Here is a 17,681-nt window from a genome sequence, read left to right as displayed (position 1 = left end):
ATGTTATAAAGTAGAAAGAGGGGGATTAAAAAGATGAAGGGACTTATTCTCGCATTTTTTATTACGTTTGGACTTCTCGCAGGTATCCCGATTGATTTTGATTCAAGCCATTCCAACATGTATACAGCCAAGGCAAATCAGCATGGAACTGATGCTTAGGAATTTTACTGGGATTCTGGTTGTTAAATAGAGTGTTCTTCCCCCAAAACATCCCTCCGATGGGATGTTTTTTCTATTCAATTTTTCTTAATCGGTGAATTTCTGCACATCCCTGTATAGTAAATATATGTAATAAAATGTAAAAGAGAGGGGGCGTTGGACATTACTGCTATCGCAAATATTTTAGATAGGGATGTTTCTTTTCACAGTGGAAACTCCCCCAAAAGAGGAGCAGCATCAGCCCCTAAAAGTAAGTGTACGATCCGGGGCATGGTAAAGGAAATCGGTTGCCACTTAGAGTTGGATAATAGAATTGAACAGCTACGACAGGAAATGATGGAATTGGCAGGAAGGTATGGTCTTTCACATGATAAAGTTTTGGCTGTAAGCCAACAATTGGATAAATATATTGTCATTGCACAAAACAGATTGAAAACGGAAAAGTAAGGATAAGGTTACTTCTTCTCACACCTCAAGGCCCCAAAAACCCTTCCGTTACCCCATTGTCCGGGTATCTGCTGACTCCTAGGTCAAAATGTTATGAACTAGATGACGAAATGCTAGGAAGGTAAAGTAGTGTAATTCGAAAAAATGTAAAATAAAGTAAAAACGAAGGGATGAACCTTTATGGTAGGGCTGCAAGGGACATTGTATCAGTCACTGCGGTCAGAAATTGAACAATGTCGGAGAAAGCACGGTTATACATTAAGCAAACTGGGTGAATTAACGGGCATTAACCCCGGTAGCTTGAGTGAGATATTAAATGGAAATCCCCCGAGGGCTATGACCATAGGGCAATTAGATGCGTTCGCTGAGGTATTTGGACGTGAGCAGGGTTGGTTATATGAATTGTATACAGAAGAATGTTTATCGGAGCAGAGAATATCGCGCCCACGATTAATTCCTTATTTGACTCGATGCGTGGAGGTTGGGAGAAAGGATTGCATAGAGGCTGCCGTTCCCATATTGCTGGAGAATCCGAAAAATATCTCAATTTTGTTTGCACTTGCAGAACAGCTATATGAGAAAGGGCAACGGAAAGAATCGGTGTCCTTTTATGAATATGTCATTGAGAATGAGAAAGATAGCTTTTCTGACCACTTTGTGATGAGTCAGTACAGGCTCTTTCGAATAGTCGTACAAGGAACGAATTTTGAAGAAAATTTGAAAGCAGTTATTCGATTTGATCCGTATCGAAGGCGCTTACCGGAAAATATCCAGTTGGATGCTCTTCTGCAATTGGCCAATGTTTGTTATACGTTGCATAAGTGGAGGCAAATGGAGCATTATGCAGATGAATTAAGAGAATTGTCTACAATTGTCTATGAGGATGAGTTGCGGAGGCGAAAAAACAACATACCGAGTGAAATGTTAGCAACAGAACGTCATCTGGTTGTGTACTATGGACAATCATTTCTCATTAAAAGTATAGCATTAGAAAAACAGGAGTTGTATGTAGAAGCGAAGCGATATGTTGAAGGATATGCTGATTTAAGCTGGTTTGAACTCTTGGATGAAGTTGGACAAATCGAGGTGCAGAAATTTCGAACATGGGCAACAGCCAATTTGTACACATTGAATATCCTGATGGGGGATGGTGACGTCATCCCTGAGTATATTCAATTCCTGGATGATCATCCAAAAGAAATACTTTCCGGTTTAGTAACAATTGTGAAAGCGGCCAATGAACATGGTTTTTCCATCGATTCAATATTTGATAAGTTTGCAGAAAATATAGATAGTTTCATAGGACGCATAGACGCTATCGGCATGAGTGAACATATCCAGTTTCGGAATGAAATGGCGAAATACTTACTAGAAAAAGAGAAGTATGCAGAGGGGCTTAATGAAACGTTTCAGTGTCTCTCTTTATCGGATATTACTAAAAACTATAACAATTATAGCAGTTTGTTCAAATTATGGGTGTGGGTATCAAAGTCGTTAGTGGATAAGCAACAAAGTAGGCAGGGTGATATATGTTAGGCTAAAAATATCCGAATTAGAGGATATTTTTCTATTTGGATATTAGAAACTGCTAGTTCCTTTAAAATTCATAAAATAAAAAACAAGGGAATTATGCTATATGGGGGGCGCAAGGGACATTGTATCGGTCGCTGCGGTCAGAAATCGAACAAAATCGGAAAAAGCATGGCTACACATTAAGCAAGCTGGGTGAATTAACGGGCATTAACCCCGGGAGTTTGAGCGAGATTCTCAATGGTAATCCGCCGCGTGCAATCACCATTGGTCAGTTAGACGCGCTAGCCAAGGTGTTTGGTCACGATCCGGGTTGGTTGTATGAATTATACACGGAAGAATGCATATTAGAGGGGAGAATATCGCGCCCCCGATTAATACCATACTTGATTCGATGCGTGGAGGTTGGGCGAAAGGATTGCATAGAAGCTACTGTCCCCCAAATGATGGAGGATCCGAAAAACGTCATGATTCTTTTTGCCCTTGCAGAACAGCTATATGAGAAAGGGCAACTGAAAGAGTCGGTGCCCTTTTATAAATATGTGATTGAGAATGAAAAAGATAGCTACTCTGACCACTTTGTAATGAGTCAGTATCGGTTATTTCGTGTTGTACTTGGGACAAATGCAGAAGAAAATTGGGAGAATGTCATTCGGTTTTCTCCTTACCGAAACCGGCTTCCTGAAAACTATCAACTCGACGCCTTATACCAATTGGCGAAGATCTGTTTCGCTTTGCAAAAGTGGGAAAGATCAGAGCAGTACGCAGACGAATTAAGGCTTCTGGCAGACACTGTTTACAGGCATGAATTGGACAGGATGAAAAGAAACAAAAAAGGCGAATCTCTGAAAACGGAGCGCCATCTTGTCTATTATTACGGATTGGGCCATTTATATAAGAGCGTTTCACTGGAAATGCAAGGACTGTATGAAGAGGCGAAGAAGTATGTGCAAGTTTACGCTGATTTAGGATGGTTTGAATTACTTGATGAAGACGGACGTAAAGAGGTAGAAAGATTCAAGGTATGGGCAAAGGCGAACTCCTACACATTGGAGGTGTTGTCTGGCAATAGTAGCATCATTGAAGAGTACGCTGACTATCTCGATAGTCTTCCCACCAATGAAGTTCTTGCTGGTTTAAATGCCATTATGAAATCCGCTAACACCTACCATTTTTGCGTGGATGAGATTTTAGAGCGCTTTGCCTCCCAAATTTCTAGTTTCGATCAATTTACAGAAGCAATAGGATTGGATCGACATCTTCGGTTTCGATATCAGATGGCTATTTATGAGTTTGGTAAGGGAAGGATAGAGAGAGGAATTGAAGAAACGATATATTGCCTTTCACTAGCGGATTTGACGAATCGACACGACGAGACCCTTACATACATAGCACTGTTTGGATGGTTAGGGAATATGAATAAGCGAATAGGTAACCAAAACAAATTAGGTGACTAGTATACTGTTAGGTCATTGTGAATATATCGTAGGTTGATGAAACATCCTCTGTCAGGATGTTTTTTTATTCCGTTTTTTGCAGTTGGTAAAAACTCGCATATCATTTTATGGTTAATTATGTAACAAATCTCAAAATAAGGAGTTGGGGGTGATAATCTATGAAGCAATAGAAATCTAAGAACATCTCTAAAAAGAGGAGCCACGAATAATCTGGTGGTAAAGGAAGTAGGGTGAGTCTTATAGCAGCAATTGCATTTAAAAAGGGCGTTCCACCCCTTCGACAGGTTAAAGGAACGCCCGCAGGAGGAGCAGTTAAAGCTCCTATAAGTAAATGTATCACGCTACCTCTAGATCGGGAAGGAGTAACCTATCACGATATTGATCATTTGAAAAACATTGTGGAACAATTGCGAGAACAATTGGTGCAAATGTATTTAGAGAAGAATGATTTCTTGAATGATGAAGTCGTAGCATTAAGCCAGCAATTGGATCAGTACATTCTGGTAATTCAATCTAAATGCTATTACCTTGAGTAAAATTCTGGTCGGGGGGTTGAGGTATGCGAAAAGTTATTTCAAGTATTGTATGCGCATTGACCTTAGTTGTTTCAACGTTTTCATTTGGTCACGGATATGCAGCTGAAAAGCAGGAAAAGGTGATGTATAAAACTGAAATGAAATCAGAGAAAGAACTTCGTAAAGATGCGTTGGCAGGAAAAAAAGATTATGACTTTAAGGACATTAGATTCCAGTTACATGATGAGAAAGGGAATGTAGTTAAAGACCTAACTAAATATAGTCACTATACCGTTCAAAAATTAAAGGAAACACAAGTAGGTCAGCAGGTAATTAGCGATTATGTACTTTATGCAGTTTCAGATCCGTCTGATTATGATAACCGCGATCAGGATTCTAACCCAGCTCTAAACTTTCAACAAACTGTTTGGATGTGGACGAGCATCATTAAGGAAAATAATATAGATGTTTGGGGAAAAGCTACTCGTTATGAAGCAAGATGGGATCTACTAGATAGAAACGGTTTAACAATAAAATCAGGAGAATTTACAGCGAAAGCATATGGTAGAAGTAAATCTAATGGTACAACCTTAAATTACAGTGATCCAAAAACGTACACCCCACCAGCTTGGGGGACAAATTATGTCAAGAAGCCGACATGGGATTACGTTCGGATTGACGATTCATATGGTGTTTTCGGTGCTAGATTGAAAACCTCCTACACTGCTCGTACATCCACCGGTACACTGTACAGCACTGTTATTGTTGGTAGCGGCAGCATTTCATGGTAAACACCATGAGTTAACTCTACTCATTTTCATTCAAGGAGGTTGTACAATGAAAAAGGTTATTGCAAGTATGATTTGTGCATTAGTCTTAGCTGCTTCAACACTTTCATTTGGTCATGGATATGCAGCTGAAAAGCAAGAAAAGTTGCTGTATAAAACTGAGATAAAATCAGAGAAAGAACTTCGTAAAGATGCTTTGATAGGAAAAAAAGACTATGACTTTAAAAACGTGAAATTCGAGTTAAAAGATGAGAAAGGGAATGTAGTTAAAGACCTTACTAAATATAGCCACTATACAATTCAAAAATTGATGGAAAGACAAGTAGGTCACCAGGTAATTAGTGATTACGTACTTTATGCAGTCTCAGATCCTTCAGGATATGACAATCGGGACCAAGATTCTAACCCAGCTCTAAACTTTCAACAAACAGTTTGGATGTGGACAAGCATTATTAAGGAAAATAATATTGATGTGTGGGGTAAAGCTACACGTTATGAGGCTAGATGGGATTTACTAGACAAGAATGGTTTAACAATAAAGTCTGGAGAATTCACTGCAAAAGCTACTGGAAATAGTAAATCTACTGGAAAATACATGAACTATAGCGATCCAAAAACGTACTTTCCTCCTTCCTGGGGCCAAAGTTATGTTAAGTCACCATCATGGGATTATGTCCGCATTGATAATCAGCTTGGAGGATTTGGAGCCCGTCTAAAAACTTCTTATACCGCACGAACGTCAACGGGTACCATCTATAGCACGGTTTCTGTAGGGAGTATAGCTTGGTAAGATTCCAACATGAAAGTGAACGGTCTTTGATAGGCCGTTCATTTGATTTCATATCTTTAAACTTGAAAACTAATAGAATGGATTACGATGAATATAATACTTGCTGTAGCATAGACTTAATCATACTTTGAGATAGGAGGTTTACCTTTGAAAAAAACGATACTAGTATTTCTTATTCTCCCACTTCTTTTACTCGGTGCTTGTTCCGAAAAGGAATGGTCCTACAAGTACGAAGGAGCTACTGACAATTGGAATGGAGTTACTGAAATTTTTCACGATAAAGAAAATGGTGCACGCTTTGTAGGTAAAATTAAGTATTTAGGAAATGGTGATGTTAAGAAGCTTAAATTTATTTCTGAATTAACCCAAACAAGTCAACAAACAGGTAGTGTTCAAACCCCCAATTTTAAAGAGGGTTATATCATCATCTTTCAAGATGTACCTAACACGGATAGCACCAAAAATGATTTTAAGAATGGAGTAACGGACGAAGAAGTAAAATCTTTTTTTGGTGACTATCCTGTTTTCAAAATTGATTGGACTGATGAGGAAGGTATAGATCACACCGAAACTATTTACCTAAAATATGTGGCTCAATAATAAAAGCAACAATGGCTAGGAACCTTTTGATAGCTTCCTAGCCTGTGTTTGACAAGCGGCTTTGATGTTCAAATCGACAAAGGTACAAAACTGTTCAAGGACCTCTGGGCGCAAGCACCTGTTACTCAACCCGCCCTGTTTAGTGGTATCAATTATAACAAAACTGTTACTTCAAACGGTGTAACCTACAAAAACTACATCTGGACAAAGAACTGGGGAACTTGGGCGTTGTACAAATATACACCTCATGCTTTGGACATTAATCTGCTCCCAACAATCGGTGGAGGTAACTATTTGTTCTATCAAATATTTAAGGGATATTGGGGAACAGATTGGACATAACAAGATTGGGAAGCAACCTTCATTAAAGAGTGAAGGTTGCTTCCGCACATAGAGGAGGATAAGATATGATTCATGCTCGATATATAACCTTATTTTTTGGGTTGATCTCTTTTTTTGTGTTGATCATGGGGTGCTCCGAACGTACTGGTACCCCGGTGAGCGAAACAAATTTGAAATCTATTTTTCCAAAAGAACAACTAAAAGAAATATGGGTACAACTCTATCGTGAAGACTCGATAAAAGCTCAACCAGAACTAATTGCTGAGTACTTCGAAGATCCAGACTTAAACAAAATCCTGAATTGGATACATGAAGGGGTAATAAGCGACTTTGAAGGAACCATTGCTTCCCTGTCTATATTGCAGTTTGAATATGGAACGAAGGAAGGTGCGGCAGAGGCCAAATATATAATGTACGCCGCAACCAAAGAGGGGGGTTACTACATCAAACCATTCAATATAACTCCTCATTTTGATCTTGATTCCTACAAACAAGAAGATGGAGACAAATTAATATCCTTATTGGGCAAAACAGAGTGGTACAAAGTTGAAAGAGCGCCCTATTGATTTATAAATCTTGAATAAAAGCATTTAAGGAAAGTGCTCATTAATTCGTGATCATGTTGGCTATAACAAATCAGTTTATACTACCAGTGTAATGGCAAAAGCAGAATAATAAGGCGATCAAGGTAATCAGACTGAAAGGTTTTTAGAATGATTTAAGAAAGAAATGTTTTTATGTCCCCCTTTTATTTTAAGCAAGAAATAGGGTGTCTTATTTGCCACCTAACGTTCTTTGGTGGAATTGTACCGTACTTCAACCATACCTTAGTCTTTAAACTCCGTTAAAATCTGAGACACGTGCATGGCATCCACCAATGTCGCAAGACGGCATCGAGCAAACAAGCTATATGGGCATGGATATTGTCCATTGCTTCTGTGGTGAACACGGGATGCTCGCTGCCTACCAGGGCCAACTGGTGCTCAATATAGTCTCTTGTTTCCTGAACTTCTAATCCACTCAAGTGAAAACGGACGTTCATCCGTTGCGTTATGGTAACGATCTGCCGGACGCTGTTTGAAACTGTTATGTACTTTTTGATGGTAAGCGACTTCCAACCATGCAGTAAAAAAACGGTTCAAATCCTACAAGGTCTGAATTTTTCCCTGTTCGATAAGGTCTTAGGTTTCTGGAACAAAACTCTGGTCAACAAAAGTACCAAGGCGAGCACAAATGCGTGCAAAATGGATGGAGGAATAGATTGCTCCATTGTCGACATAAATCATTTGAGGATCGCTTTCTTTAAGCAGTCTTCTAATCTTGGGACACGCTCTTCAAGGTAAAACTGCCCATGTACGATGTAGCGAGAATAGTCGTCGATGGACACGACGAAGTATGCCATCTTTTTCTTACCTGTTTTTTTGGACTTCGGCAAATAGAGCGTATGCTGGACATCGCCTTGCCAACAAGCTCCTAATGAATGCCGAACCAAAGACTGTTGGAATGACTGGAAAACCTGAGGAAATCAAAAAAACCTTAGGAGAACCCTCTAGAGAGTTTATGGATGACTCGGGTGATCATACGTTTATATTGGAATATGAAAACAATGGAAACCTACTGAGATTTACGTTTGATTCAAAAGAAAGCCCAGTAAAGTATGTTACCCTTCGAGTCCAATAAGCTAGACTACCTGGCTTATTGTGGCCTGAATTCTGAAAAATTACTGCATAAAAAAAGAGGCGGTTCTCCCGCCTCTTCTCTTTTACTTGTGTACCCCAGTTGACTCTGTTTTTCTACCATTCCGTTTCCGTTTTGTGTTCAATAATTTGCCATACTTTTGGTTCAACTGCTTCCATCATTTCTTTCAGTGCTTTCTCGGTGATCGGTACTCCATCACCTTGAAGTTGTCCTCTAGCCTGTGTTTCTGCAATCACATCAAGCACTTGTTGTTTCGTGACATTTTTAGATGCTGCAATCTCCACAACAGTTTTACCTTTTGCTAATTCTTGTTTTAATTCTGTCGGGCTGATTTTTAGTAAAGCAAACAGTTTTTCATCGTTTAAAAAGTTATCAGCAGTATAATCAGGCTTACCATTTAAAGAGAATAGGCCTTCCACTTTAATGTTTGAAGGTGTATCAGAAGGTGTATCAGCTGTAGGAATACCTACGATCTTAGTAAGACTAATGGTATTGTCCTGAACAAAAACCTGGAAGACCGGTTTATCGAACATCTCATTGGTGTAATTCAACATCCATGTTTTTTGGTTTGGATTCTCCATTTGCTCGATAGCAACCTTGTATTGTTCGACGTTGCCATACATTTTATCAATAAGATCAGTTACCTTCGCCTTGATTTCCTGATCGGTTAACGTAATGAGTGACTTCTCCTTAGGCTCCCAATTCTCTTGAATCACGTGTTCAATCTCACCCGTACTACCGTTTGTATGGAGGGTAATCTTTTTGCCGGTTCCTCCTTTTTCCTGTAGTACGATACTTGTTTGCTTCACGTTGATTACATTGTTCCCTTTGGATACATCACCTTGAACGTTGCTTGCATCGATAATCTCAAACGATTTTGTTTCAGGATATGCGAGATACAGCTTCTCAAGCGTTGATTTGCCAACCTCATCCACCTTGACTTGTTCAGAAGTCATCGGTGTTCTTGTAGGCATGTCAATCACGCCAGAAGCCGCAAATGCTGCAACTGGAATCAAAATCGCAGTAGCAACGATTCCACCAATTAATCGTTTTTTCATAATTACTTCGCTCCTTTTTTGTTGTAAATAATGAGAATCGGATTGTTCTATTTGTTCGCTGAATAAGCAGCTTACACACTATATTGCCTCTTTAGCGGAAAAAGGTTCGGTTCATATCTTATTTTTTTTTATCGTGAGCAGACCCCATGCCCATCAAGCGAAGGAATTTGCTACCTCCTCAAAAGGAAATACGCTATTCTTTCGGTAGACTGACTAACGAACTTCTACTACTGATCAATCGCTTTAGTAACTTAGATGGGTTCAAACTATTCTATCTATCATTTTGTAGAAAGGAGAATACTAATGATTAGCATTAAGAATTTAAAATCCACAAAAAAAATAGCATTGGCTACTATTGGTTTTATAACAATTGCAGGACTTGCTGTTTACTATATAGGTGACTTGAAAAAACAGAGTTTTCTTTATTCCAGTGATACAGATTATAGAATAGTTTCTGGTGAAGCAATGTTTACCGAGACATTCACTGACGTGGAGGGTCTAGCTGAAAATGCAGATATCATAGCCGAAGCTGAAGTTATTTCTCAAGAAAATAACCCTAATTATGAAAGACTAGATGTATATACAGTCTCTGAATTAAGATTAACGAAAGTCTATAAAGGTGATGTAGAGATAGATGATACAGTATCTGTACTGGAAACTGGAGGGGAATTCGATGAAAGAGAGGCGGCCAAATATTTCGCAGGAGAGCCAGGATCTAAATTAGTGAATGATGATAATGGTGAACCCAGAATGACATCGGTAGGGATTGAAGGAAGTATTCCTATGAAAGAAGGAAATAAATATTTTGTTTTCTTAACAGAAGATAAAGATGACGTCTATAACATAGTAGGGTCAGTTCAAGGAAAGATTAAAATTAATAGCGAGAACACTCTGGTATCGCAAGTTTCTCTAGAGACAATAGATCAGCATGGTGATCTTTATTTCCTCCAGGAAAGTTATTCAGGGCAGAATATTTCGGAACTTAGAAACGAAGTTGAACAACTCATTGCATCCTCTCCCAATTAGCCCCCCAAAATCTCTCTCAACCGAAAGATCATTACGAAGTAGACAGGAAGAGAAGATAGCTGATATTACAATGGAAATCTGGGGCTTAGGTGCTCTCTGTTTCGTTTTAATTACATGGGGGAGGTTGTTTCCATGCAATACTATTCATTCCTCGTCTTTGTGATTTTCCTTCATATTACGAAAGTGTATAACTTCATCGAGAGCAGACTCAGCCCGTTCGATTTCGCCATAGTCGTTGGTATGGGAGTTTTTTGGCTATTACTTAAATGTTGTGAATACTTATCGGGCGTATTGGAAATGGTATGTATCAAATTCAAAATGAAAGTATGGCAATTGTATGTGGTCGCATTGATTTTGTATTTTTTATTTTAGTTTCTTACTGTATTCCCTACTCTCTCGACCTGTTATAGAGGAGGAATGGAAGTGAAAAAAATAGTCATCGCGATTTTCATAATATCTATTGCAGGGGGGGTTATCCTAAAAACTCTATACTCTCCTGAAAATACAGTAAGGACCGTCATAGACAATATAGCAAATGGCACACAAAGCCACGTGCAAATGAAACAAGATCAAATTGAATTAATTCGTTCCTATTTTGAATTTGCCGCTAAGAATAATCTAAAGTCACCAGAAGTTTCAGTTAGACAAGTCGAAGGAACCGGAGATCATATTAAGTTAATCGCAGAGTTTCTAATAATAGATTACGATGAAAATAATAGAATTCGAAAAGTGTATGCAGGAAATCTCCTTTTCACCTTACAGAGATCTTCGTTTTATAAGTGGGACGTAATAAACATCGAGGAAAAAATGAAACTTAGCCTTTAGGTGGAAAGTGCTTGTAATAGTATTCACCCGTTTCTGTTCAGGGGACGGGTTTTTCCGTGTTCAGTATTTTTTCGCCTATGTAACGTGAACCAAACTCCGCGTTCTCGTGAATATACAGTAGAGCAGAAACGAAGGGAGGGAACGCTGTGGATGAGTGGGAGTTGATTGCCAAATGCCAAGAGGGCGAGCCTGAAGCTTTCGAACAATTGGTCAAGCCCTATTTGGCGATGGCATATCGGACAGCGTACTTGATCATTCATGACAAGCATCTGGCACAGGACGCGGTTCAGGAAGGGCTCATCGAAGCGTATCAGCACATAGACCGACTCGATAAAAAACGGGGAATGGCCTTTCGCAATTGGCTATACCGGATCATTACGTTTCGGGCTCTGAATCTGGTACGCAAGCAGAAGCCTGTGGTGGAATATGAGGAGATGATCCCGGATGAAGCGTTAACGCCGCTGGACAACGTGATCCAGCGAGAGGAGCAGCATCAAATATGGCAGGCGATTCGCAGCATGAAGGCGGAGCATCGCGCGGTTATTATTCTTTACTATTACGAGGGCTTCAGCGTGTCGGAGATCGCCAAAATTACGGGTTCCTTTGAGGGTACGGTCAAATCACGGATGCACAAGGCCAGGAAGCTGATCGCACAACAATTGGACAAGGGTTGCATTTCATCTGATTTTTTGCGGGAAGGGGCAATGACGCATGACTAACGAGGAGCGGCAAATTCAAGAGACGCTTAGGAAAGTAGCGGAAGCTGTCGAGACGCCGAGTTTTCAAATGCCAAGCCAGAATAACGCGTTGCAGGTGGGAAGGCGTCCGTTTTACCGAAGCAAAAGATGGGCTTCCATCGGCATCGCTTCCGCTGTCGTACTCGGGCTGCTCGGAACCATGCAAGTGTCCCCAACGTTTGCGGCCTATGTCAAATCGATCTTTGCACAAGGTGTGTTCAACGACGAAGGACTGCAACAGGCGGCGAGACAAGGCTTCTCCGAAACATCGAATCTTTCTGTTACGGATCAGGGGATTACCTTGGAGGTAAAGGAAATCATTGCTGATCCGGCGCAGGTAATAGTAGCTTTAATGATAAAACAGTCGGATGGCCAGCAGCTCGGGCCTGAATGGAAGACAGCAAGTAACTCTCAATTCAATGGAGTTGAATTGTTGGATGCCAAAGGGACGGTCATTTCTGACAAGTGGGGAACAGCCTTTGAAGATAATGTCGGATTCATCCGGTTTATCCTTGGGGAAAAAGGACAAGAGCCCCTTCCGAAAACGTTGTCGATGCACTTTGATGAAATTGGAGATATAAAAGGAAACTGGAAGCTGCAAGTTCCGATTACGATGGCAAAAACAACGGCCGCAACGACTGTGTTGCCTGTCAATCAAACGCAAGTGACGAAGCATGGATTGAGGATGACCTTACATCAGATCGTCAACACGCCAACGACCACCCGAATTGAGTTGGAAACACAATGGACAGAGGCGGCCAAAAAACAATTGGAACAAGAAGCGAAAAAGCTAACCGGAAAGACGACGAACCCTGATTATGCTCCATTTCTTCCGTATCAGCAATATATGCTGGGATATTATTACGAGGAGGCAGATGGCAGCAAGGGGAAGGAAAGGCGCAAAGAAAGATCCCATCCCATTGATCGCTATGGACATTTCCACTGGATTATGGACGACGATCCGTTGCCAAAAGGCAAATCAAAGACGCTTGTCATAAACAGCTTCCACAAGGCAATACCGTATGATATGAGTGTTACCTTCCGGCCAGATGAGTTGAACAAGAAGCCCGTAATGAAACAAGTGGGAGAAGATATCTTCACGGTGAAAGGCGTCCAGCTGGCAAAAGATAAATATTCGGAAAAACAGCAAATAGAAATGGAAGTCGAGGTACTATCCAAAGATATTTCCGATATTTATTTGCCTTGGTGGGTAGCGCAAGACGGGAAGGGAACCACTTACCGTGCTAGAAGGAGTACTCAATCCACGGGACCCGTTGACCAGTCTGGACGCGAGAGAGTAACATACAAATTTTTACTGGAGGACAGCAGGAACTCGGAAGAAGACGAAATAACCAAGCTCCCGGAGAAGCTCACCCTACGACTGGATGCTGTTCAAAAAAAATATCCACTCGAGTGGAGAATTCCCGTTACTCATCCATAAAGAGAAAACCGCCCCGTACAAAGGGCGGTTTTTCCTGTTTATTTCGCGACCAACTGCGGCTCTTTTTGCCCGAGTCGGATCGTCGCTTCGCTCGGAATCCACATGCCTGTGTTCTCATCACGTCCTTGCAGGACTACCGTCGGGTTTGCTTTGCCCATCTGCTCAGCACCTTTGGTAATTTGCTGCCCAATTTTGCCGCCTTTGACGCGGTTTACGACGAGCGAGAGCTGCACGCTGTCCAGCTCTGTCATCATCTCGAAATCACCGTTGCTATCGCCCGCGATGAAGATAGGGCCATGACCATATTTTTTCACCAATACATTCTGGATCACTTCCGTCTTGCCGTGGGCTACCGTGATCGGGTAGTCAGGCTGGTACACGTTCGTAATCCGTCCGTTTTCTGTTTTCAGACGCATGCCGATGATGTTCTCCGCTGGGAGATTGTAGCCATATTTCGGGAGAGTGGCAAAAACACGAACGACATCCTCCAGGGAGGCACTCACGACATATACGTCGATGCCATTGGCACGCAACGTGTTCATCAGGTTTGCTACTTCGGGAGTGAGGCGCAGTCCTGTTGTATGGGAGGCTTTCACCACACCTGCTTTGCCTGCCAACGATTTCGGGCTCGTCCAGCTTACTTTTTCAATCGCCATGCCCAGGCTGTGATCATTGGATGCTTCCGCCAATTGTTGCACTTCTTCCACTGTCATGTTCGTGAAGAGGTAGAGGATCCATGGATAGCCAATCGAGGTGCTGTGCGTATCGTTGATCGCTTCATACAAGAAAAACAGTTTGGCTTTGAAATCTGCGAATTGCTCTGTTGCTGTCACTTCCTCCAGCGACTTCGTTCCTTTAAAACCTTGATAATTTTGATATAAGTACGTGTAGTCGGCTACGAGATCAGTCGCGATGGCATCGAGTGTGACAGGCTTGCCGTCGACATTTTTATACGAATCGGAAAACGGTCCCTCTGGTACATTCGTACGGATGACCTTCCCGAATTCTTCTGGAGTGAGCTTGTAAGCCAAATGGTTGATCTGGTAAACAAACAGCGCTTCCTCAGTGTCATGCATGATGCTCGTATTGTCCCAGTCAAAAACGGCATACGGCTTCTTTTTGGCATTGTAGGAGGCACTCTTGATGCCGTTTTTCTCAATCAATTCGTGGACGGCTTGATAAGTCGCAGGTGCCCATTTCCCCTTGTCGAGCATCTGCACGTTGGTGTCCTTGGCCAAAGCTGGCATCTGCATCGCGAGCAGAGCGACGATCATCAGCATGGTCAGCCACCACGTTTTGGGTTGTGCTTTTCTGTGTGACATGGTTGTCATCCCCTTCTTCTTTTTCTCGATCCCCCAAATGAAAACGCTATCATTTTTTCAAAAGAAAAAGGCCTTCCCCACGCCTATTGATAAAGCGCGGGTAGAAGACCTCATTGTCTTAAGCGTTTTCATTTGTATTCTAATCATACTAAATTTAACAGCAAAAGCAAGAAGATTCCGATAAACAGGGTAAGGGCAGGACTAACGATCCAATCTAGCGAAGACAGAAGAGTTTGCAAGAAAAAAGTGGATATAACCTAACCATAAGATAGACGAAAAGGATGATTCTTACATGACATTGATAGAATCCAGCAAAGCCATTTTGATGAATTGCCTTGCATTGCAAGCAAATGAGACATTTTTGGTGGTGGCCGACGAGCGGAAGCGGGACATCGGTGAAGCGATCTGGGAAGCCGGTAAACAGCTAGGGGCAGAAGCAATGCTGATGGTCATGCAGGAGCGGGAAAAGTCCGGTCAAGAGCCTCCTGCAGCTGTTGCAGCGGCGATGAAGAGCGCAGATGTGGTGGTATGTGTGACCCAGCACTCTTTGACGCATACAAAAGCACGAAAAGAAGCAGCAGCAAATGGTACAAGACTGGCTACCATGCCAGCTATTACGGAAGACATGTTCCTTGCAGGAGCGATTTCCGCTGACTATACACAAGTAAAGGCACTCACCGAGCGCGTGACCGAGATGCTAACGCGAGCAAGTACCGTGCGAATCGAAAAAGCGGGCAAGTCACTGACGTTTTCCATCGCAGACCGCAATGGGGTGCCGAGTACTGGCATGTACGTCAATCCTGGAGAATCGGGCAATTTGCCTTCCGGCGAAGCGTATATCGCCCCATTGGAAGGGACAGCGGAAGGACAAATCCTCGTCGATGGCTCCATCGCGGGTATCGGAAAAATTGATTCGCCACTGTTGCTGACGGTCCAAAATGGTCGGATCACAGAAGCAGAAGGAACATCGGCTGAACGCCTCCTGCAAATGCTTGGAGACCAAGACGGGCGGATGCTGGGTGAATTCGGAATCGGAACGAATGACAAGGCGCGTATTACGGGAGTTGTGCTGGAGGACGAGAAGGTATACGGAACGATTCACGTAGCCTTTGGTAGCAACAATACGTTTGGCGGGACGATTGTCGCAGGGGTACATATTGATCTGGTTGTCAAAGAGCCGGATGTGTATTTGGACGACAAATGTATCATGAAGAACGGAAAACTATTGGCAACATAGGATAAACTAGATGGATAGGAAGGATGAATCCCGATAGTAAATGTTGTAATATGGGAGGAATCCTAGAGCTGGATGTGGTGTGATGGCGTTGTCTGAAAAGATAATTGCGATAGTAACAATAGGTAACCTGATTTTGGGTGCCGTTCTTATTTTCATGGAGAGGCGTAACATTGCGGCAACCTGGGCCTGGTTGATGGTTTTGCTGTTTTTGCCGGGCATCGGTTTTATTATTTACCTGATTTTTGGACATAAGCTGAGCAAGAAAAAGCTGTATCGGCTCAAGGAAGGGGAGTTTTCCCATTTTCGAGCTGCGGTCGATAGGCAAAAGCAGTTGCTTGCCCATGGTGAACTGCAGGTCAACGACCCTGAGATGGAGAGACACCGCGACATGATTTTCATGAACGTGGTAAGTGATGGAGCGTATTATACGCAGGATAATACCATTCAGGTTTTTAAGGAAGGCCATAGTCTGTTTAACCTCATGTTCAAACAGATGGAGGAAGCACGCGAGCATATACATTTGCTCTACTATATTTTGAATGACGATGATTTAGGGAAACAGCTCATTCAATTGTTGACGAAGAAGGCAAAGGAGGGCGTCGAGGTTCGACTGCTCTATGATGCGGTAGGTTCTTCTGGTGTCTCATCCCGGTTTCTGCGCCCATTGGTAGAAGCAGGGGGAGAAGTCGCCTCTTTTTTCCCGGCGAAGATTCCGTTCCTGAATTTTCGGGTCAACTTCAGGAATCATCGCAAGCTGACGATTATTGATGGCAAGATTGGCTATATCGGAGGCTTCAACATCGGGGATGAATACTTGGGCAAGGATAAGAAGCTGGGGTATTGGCGTGACACTCATTTGCTGATAGAGGGAAGAGCGGTGTACATGCTGCAAGCACGCTTTTTCCTGGACTGGAATTTGTCTGCACCGAAAAGAATGCATGAGTCACTCGCGTATTTTCCTGAGATTCAAGAGGCTGAGGGAACGATTGGCGTTCAGATCGTATCGAGCGGGCCAAACTCGGAAAAAGAGCAAATCAAGCATGCTTTTTTGAAGATGATTTACAAGGCACGAAAGAAGATTTACTTGCAGACGCCTTATTTCGTTCCCGATGAAAGTATGCTGACCGCACTAAAAATGGCGGCAATGTCTGGGGTAGATGTGCGGGTGATGGTCCCGGGAAGGCCGGATCATTTGTTGGTATTCTGGGCGACCCACTCTTATCTCGGCGATTTGTTAAAGAGCGGTGTGCGCTGCTTCCTCTACGAAAAAGGCTTCATGCATGCCAAAGCCATTGTGGTCGATACCCAGTTGTCGTCTGTAGGAACGGCCAACGTCGATATTCGCAGCTTCAAGCTGAATTTCGAGACGAATGCGTTTATGTACGATTCGCAGATGGCAAAGGAGCTGGAGGAACTGTTCGTCTCCGATCTGGCTGATTGCCGGGAAATGACATTGGGAGAGTATGTGAACCGACCACTGCGTTTGCGCTTGCTGGAATCGTTGACGCGGCTGTTGTCTCCGCTTTTATAATAGCTGGACTGGAAAGCAAGAGAGGACCTGTTAGCCTATGTGAACAAACACGGGCTGGCAGGTCCTTTCCTATTCACAATTTATGCGGCAGTTATGATCATCCTAAGTTTTAAAAGGTATCGACGAACCAATAAAGCTGGTGAGAAGAAAAAGCACAGAGCTCGTAGACCTTGACAAC

The 17,681-nt window shown here is 42.3% G+C and carries 17 protein-coding genes; 15 read left to right on the top strand and 2 right to left on the bottom strand.

Annotated features, from left to right (window positions below; genetic code table 11):
• Positions 1-33: 33 nt before the first annotated feature.
• The 9 genes from FO446_RS28985 to FO446_RS27330 all read left to right on the top strand — a co-directional run bounded on the left by FO446_RS28985 (position 34) and on the right by FO446_RS27330 (position 7,194).
• Entirely contained in the window at positions 34-159 is a 126-nt protein-coding gene (locus tag FO446_RS28985; protein ID WP_255675221.1) for a hypothetical protein, read from the top strand.
• Between the two features lie 156 nt (positions 160-315).
• Positions 316-606 carry an aspartyl-phosphate phosphatase Spo0E family protein gene (locus FO446_RS27365; RefSeq protein ID WP_173610340.1) on the top strand — a complete coding sequence of 97 codons (291 nt, stop codon included), beginning with the start codon at positions 316-318 and terminating at the stop codon, positions 604-606.
• Positions 607-786: 180 nt separating this feature from the next.
• Complete coding sequence (locus FO446_RS27360; protein ID WP_173610341.1) at positions 787-2,142, top strand: helix-turn-helix domain-containing protein; 1,356 nt, start codon at positions 787-789, stop codon at positions 2,140-2,142.
• A gap of 98 nt (positions 2,143-2,240) precedes the next feature.
• Entirely contained in the window at positions 2,241-3,593 is a 1,353-nt protein-coding gene (locus FO446_RS27355) for a helix-turn-helix domain-containing protein (RefSeq protein WP_173610498.1), read from the top strand.
• 230 nt (positions 3,594-3,823) lie between these two features.
• Positions 3,824-4,129, top strand: coding sequence for an aspartyl-phosphate phosphatase Spo0E family protein (locus FO446_RS27350; protein ID WP_173610342.1), 306 nt, complete (start codon positions 3,824-3,826; stop codon positions 4,127-4,129).
• Between the two features lie 23 nt (positions 4,130-4,152).
• Positions 4,153-4,899: a hypothetical protein gene (locus FO446_RS27345; protein ID WP_173610343.1), complete on the top strand. Its 747-nt coding sequence runs from the start codon at positions 4,153-4,155 to the stop codon at positions 4,897-4,899.
• 46 nt (positions 4,900-4,945) lie between these two features.
• Positions 4,946-5,686, top strand: a complete 741-nt coding sequence (locus FO446_RS27340) for a hypothetical protein (RefSeq protein ID WP_173610344.1) — start codon at positions 4,946-4,948, stop codon at positions 5,684-5,686.
• 147 nt (positions 5,687-5,833) lie between these two features.
• Positions 5,834-6,286, top strand: a complete 453-nt coding sequence (locus FO446_RS27335; protein WP_173610345.1) for a hypothetical protein — start codon at positions 5,834-5,836, stop codon at positions 6,284-6,286.
• Positions 6,287-6,693: 407 nt separating this feature from the next.
• Entirely contained in the window at positions 6,694-7,194 is a 501-nt protein-coding gene (locus FO446_RS27330) for a hypothetical protein (protein WP_221867302.1), read from the top strand.
• A 1,227-nt stretch (positions 7,195-8,421) separates the two neighbouring features.
• Here FO446_RS27330 and FO446_RS27320 read toward each other — a convergent pair.
• Positions 8,422-9,384, bottom strand: coding sequence for a hypothetical protein (locus FO446_RS27320; protein ID WP_237899591.1), 963 nt, complete (start codon positions 9,382-9,384; stop codon positions 8,422-8,424).
• Between the two features lie 303 nt (positions 9,385-9,687).
• On the opposite strand from FO446_RS27320, the gene FO446_RS27315 reads away from it, so the two are divergent.
• From FO446_RS27315 to FO446_RS27300, 4 genes are all read left to right on the top strand, one after another.
• Positions 9,688-10,410 (top strand): hypothetical protein, encoded by a 723-nt coding sequence (locus FO446_RS27315; protein ID WP_237899589.1) that lies wholly within the window; start codon positions 9,688-9,690, stop codon positions 10,408-10,410.
• A gap of 423 nt (positions 10,411-10,833) precedes the next feature.
• Complete coding sequence (locus FO446_RS27310) at positions 10,834-11,235, top strand: hypothetical protein (protein WP_173610350.1); 402 nt, start codon at positions 10,834-10,836, stop codon at positions 11,233-11,235.
• Between the two features lie 146 nt (positions 11,236-11,381).
• Complete coding sequence (locus tag FO446_RS27305) at positions 11,382-11,954, top strand: RNA polymerase sigma factor (RefSeq protein WP_237899588.1); 573 nt, start codon at positions 11,382-11,384, stop codon at positions 11,952-11,954.
• Positions 11,947-13,413, top strand: a complete 1,467-nt coding sequence (locus FO446_RS27300; protein WP_237899586.1) for a DUF4179 domain-containing protein — start codon at positions 11,947-11,949, stop codon at positions 13,411-13,413. Before FO446_RS27305 ends, FO446_RS27300 begins: the two co-directional genes overlap by 8 nt.
• 38 nt (positions 13,414-13,451) lie before the next feature.
• Here FO446_RS27300 and FO446_RS27295 read toward each other — a convergent pair whose 3' ends face one another.
• Positions 13,452-14,735, bottom strand: a complete 1,284-nt coding sequence (locus tag FO446_RS27295) for an HAD family hydrolase (RefSeq protein ID WP_173610353.1) — start codon at positions 14,733-14,735, stop codon at positions 13,452-13,454.
• Positions 14,736-15,027: 292 nt separating this feature from the next.
• Here FO446_RS27295 and FO446_RS27290 point away from each other — a divergent pair, with 292 nt between their 5' ends.
• The gene (locus tag FO446_RS27290) at positions 15,028-15,972 is read left to right on the top strand and encodes an aminopeptidase (protein ID WP_173610354.1); all 945 of its coding nucleotides are present in this window, start codon (positions 15,028-15,030) and stop codon (positions 15,970-15,972) included.
• A gap of 82 nt (positions 15,973-16,054) precedes the next feature.
• Positions 16,055-17,503 (top strand): cardiolipin synthase, encoded by a 1,449-nt coding sequence (gene cls, locus FO446_RS27285; protein WP_237899584.1) that lies wholly within the window; start codon positions 16,055-16,057, stop codon positions 17,501-17,503.
• The last annotated feature ends 178 nt before the right edge of the window (positions 17,504-17,681 follow it).

The sequence above is a fragment of the Brevibacillus brevis genome, assembly GCF_022026395.1.
Taxonomy (GTDB): Bacteria; Bacillota; Bacilli; order Brevibacillales; family Brevibacillaceae; genus Brevibacillus.
The sequence above is the reverse complement of the archived record's forward strand: the minus strand, read 5'-3'. Positions and strand labels throughout refer to the sequence as shown.

Excerpts from the sequence above, each read along its gene's own strand:
- FO446_RS27315 (WP_237899589.1), top strand. The coding sequence starts at position 9,688 with ATGATTAGCATTAAGAATTTAAAATCCACAAAAAAAATAGCATTGGCT.
- FO446_RS28985 (WP_255675221.1), top strand. The coding sequence starts at position 34 with ATGAAGGGACTTATTCTCGCATTTTTTATTACGTTTGGACTTCTCGCA.
- FO446_RS27300 (WP_237899586.1), top strand. The coding sequence starts at position 11,947 with ATGACTAACGAGGAGCGGCAAATTCAAGAGACGCTTAGGAAAGTAGCG.
- FO446_RS27295 (WP_173610353.1), bottom strand. The coding sequence starts at position 14,735 with ATGTCACACAGAAAAGCACAACCCAAAACGTGGTGGCTGACCATGCTG.
- cls (WP_237899584.1), top strand. The coding sequence starts at position 16,055 with ATGGCGTTGTCTGAAAAGATAATTGCGATAGTAACAATAGGTAACCTG.
- FO446_RS27330 (WP_221867302.1), top strand. The coding sequence starts at position 6,694 with ATGATTCATGCTCGATATATAACCTTATTTTTTGGGTTGATCTCTTTT.
- FO446_RS27345 (WP_173610343.1), top strand. The coding sequence starts at position 4,153 with ATGCGAAAAGTTATTTCAAGTATTGTATGCGCATTGACCTTAGTTGTT.
- FO446_RS27360 (WP_173610341.1), top strand. The coding sequence starts at position 787 with ATGGTAGGGCTGCAAGGGACATTGTATCAGTCACTGCGGTCAGAAATT.
- FO446_RS27290 (WP_173610354.1), top strand. The coding sequence starts at position 15,028 with ATGACATTGATAGAATCCAGCAAAGCCATTTTGATGAATTGCCTTGCA.
- FO446_RS27340 (WP_173610344.1), top strand. The coding sequence starts at position 4,946 with ATGAAAAAGGTTATTGCAAGTATGATTTGTGCATTAGTCTTAGCTGCT.
- FO446_RS27320 (WP_237899591.1), bottom strand. The coding sequence starts at position 9,384 with ATGAAAAAACGATTAATTGGTGGAATCGTTGCTACTGCGATTTTGATT.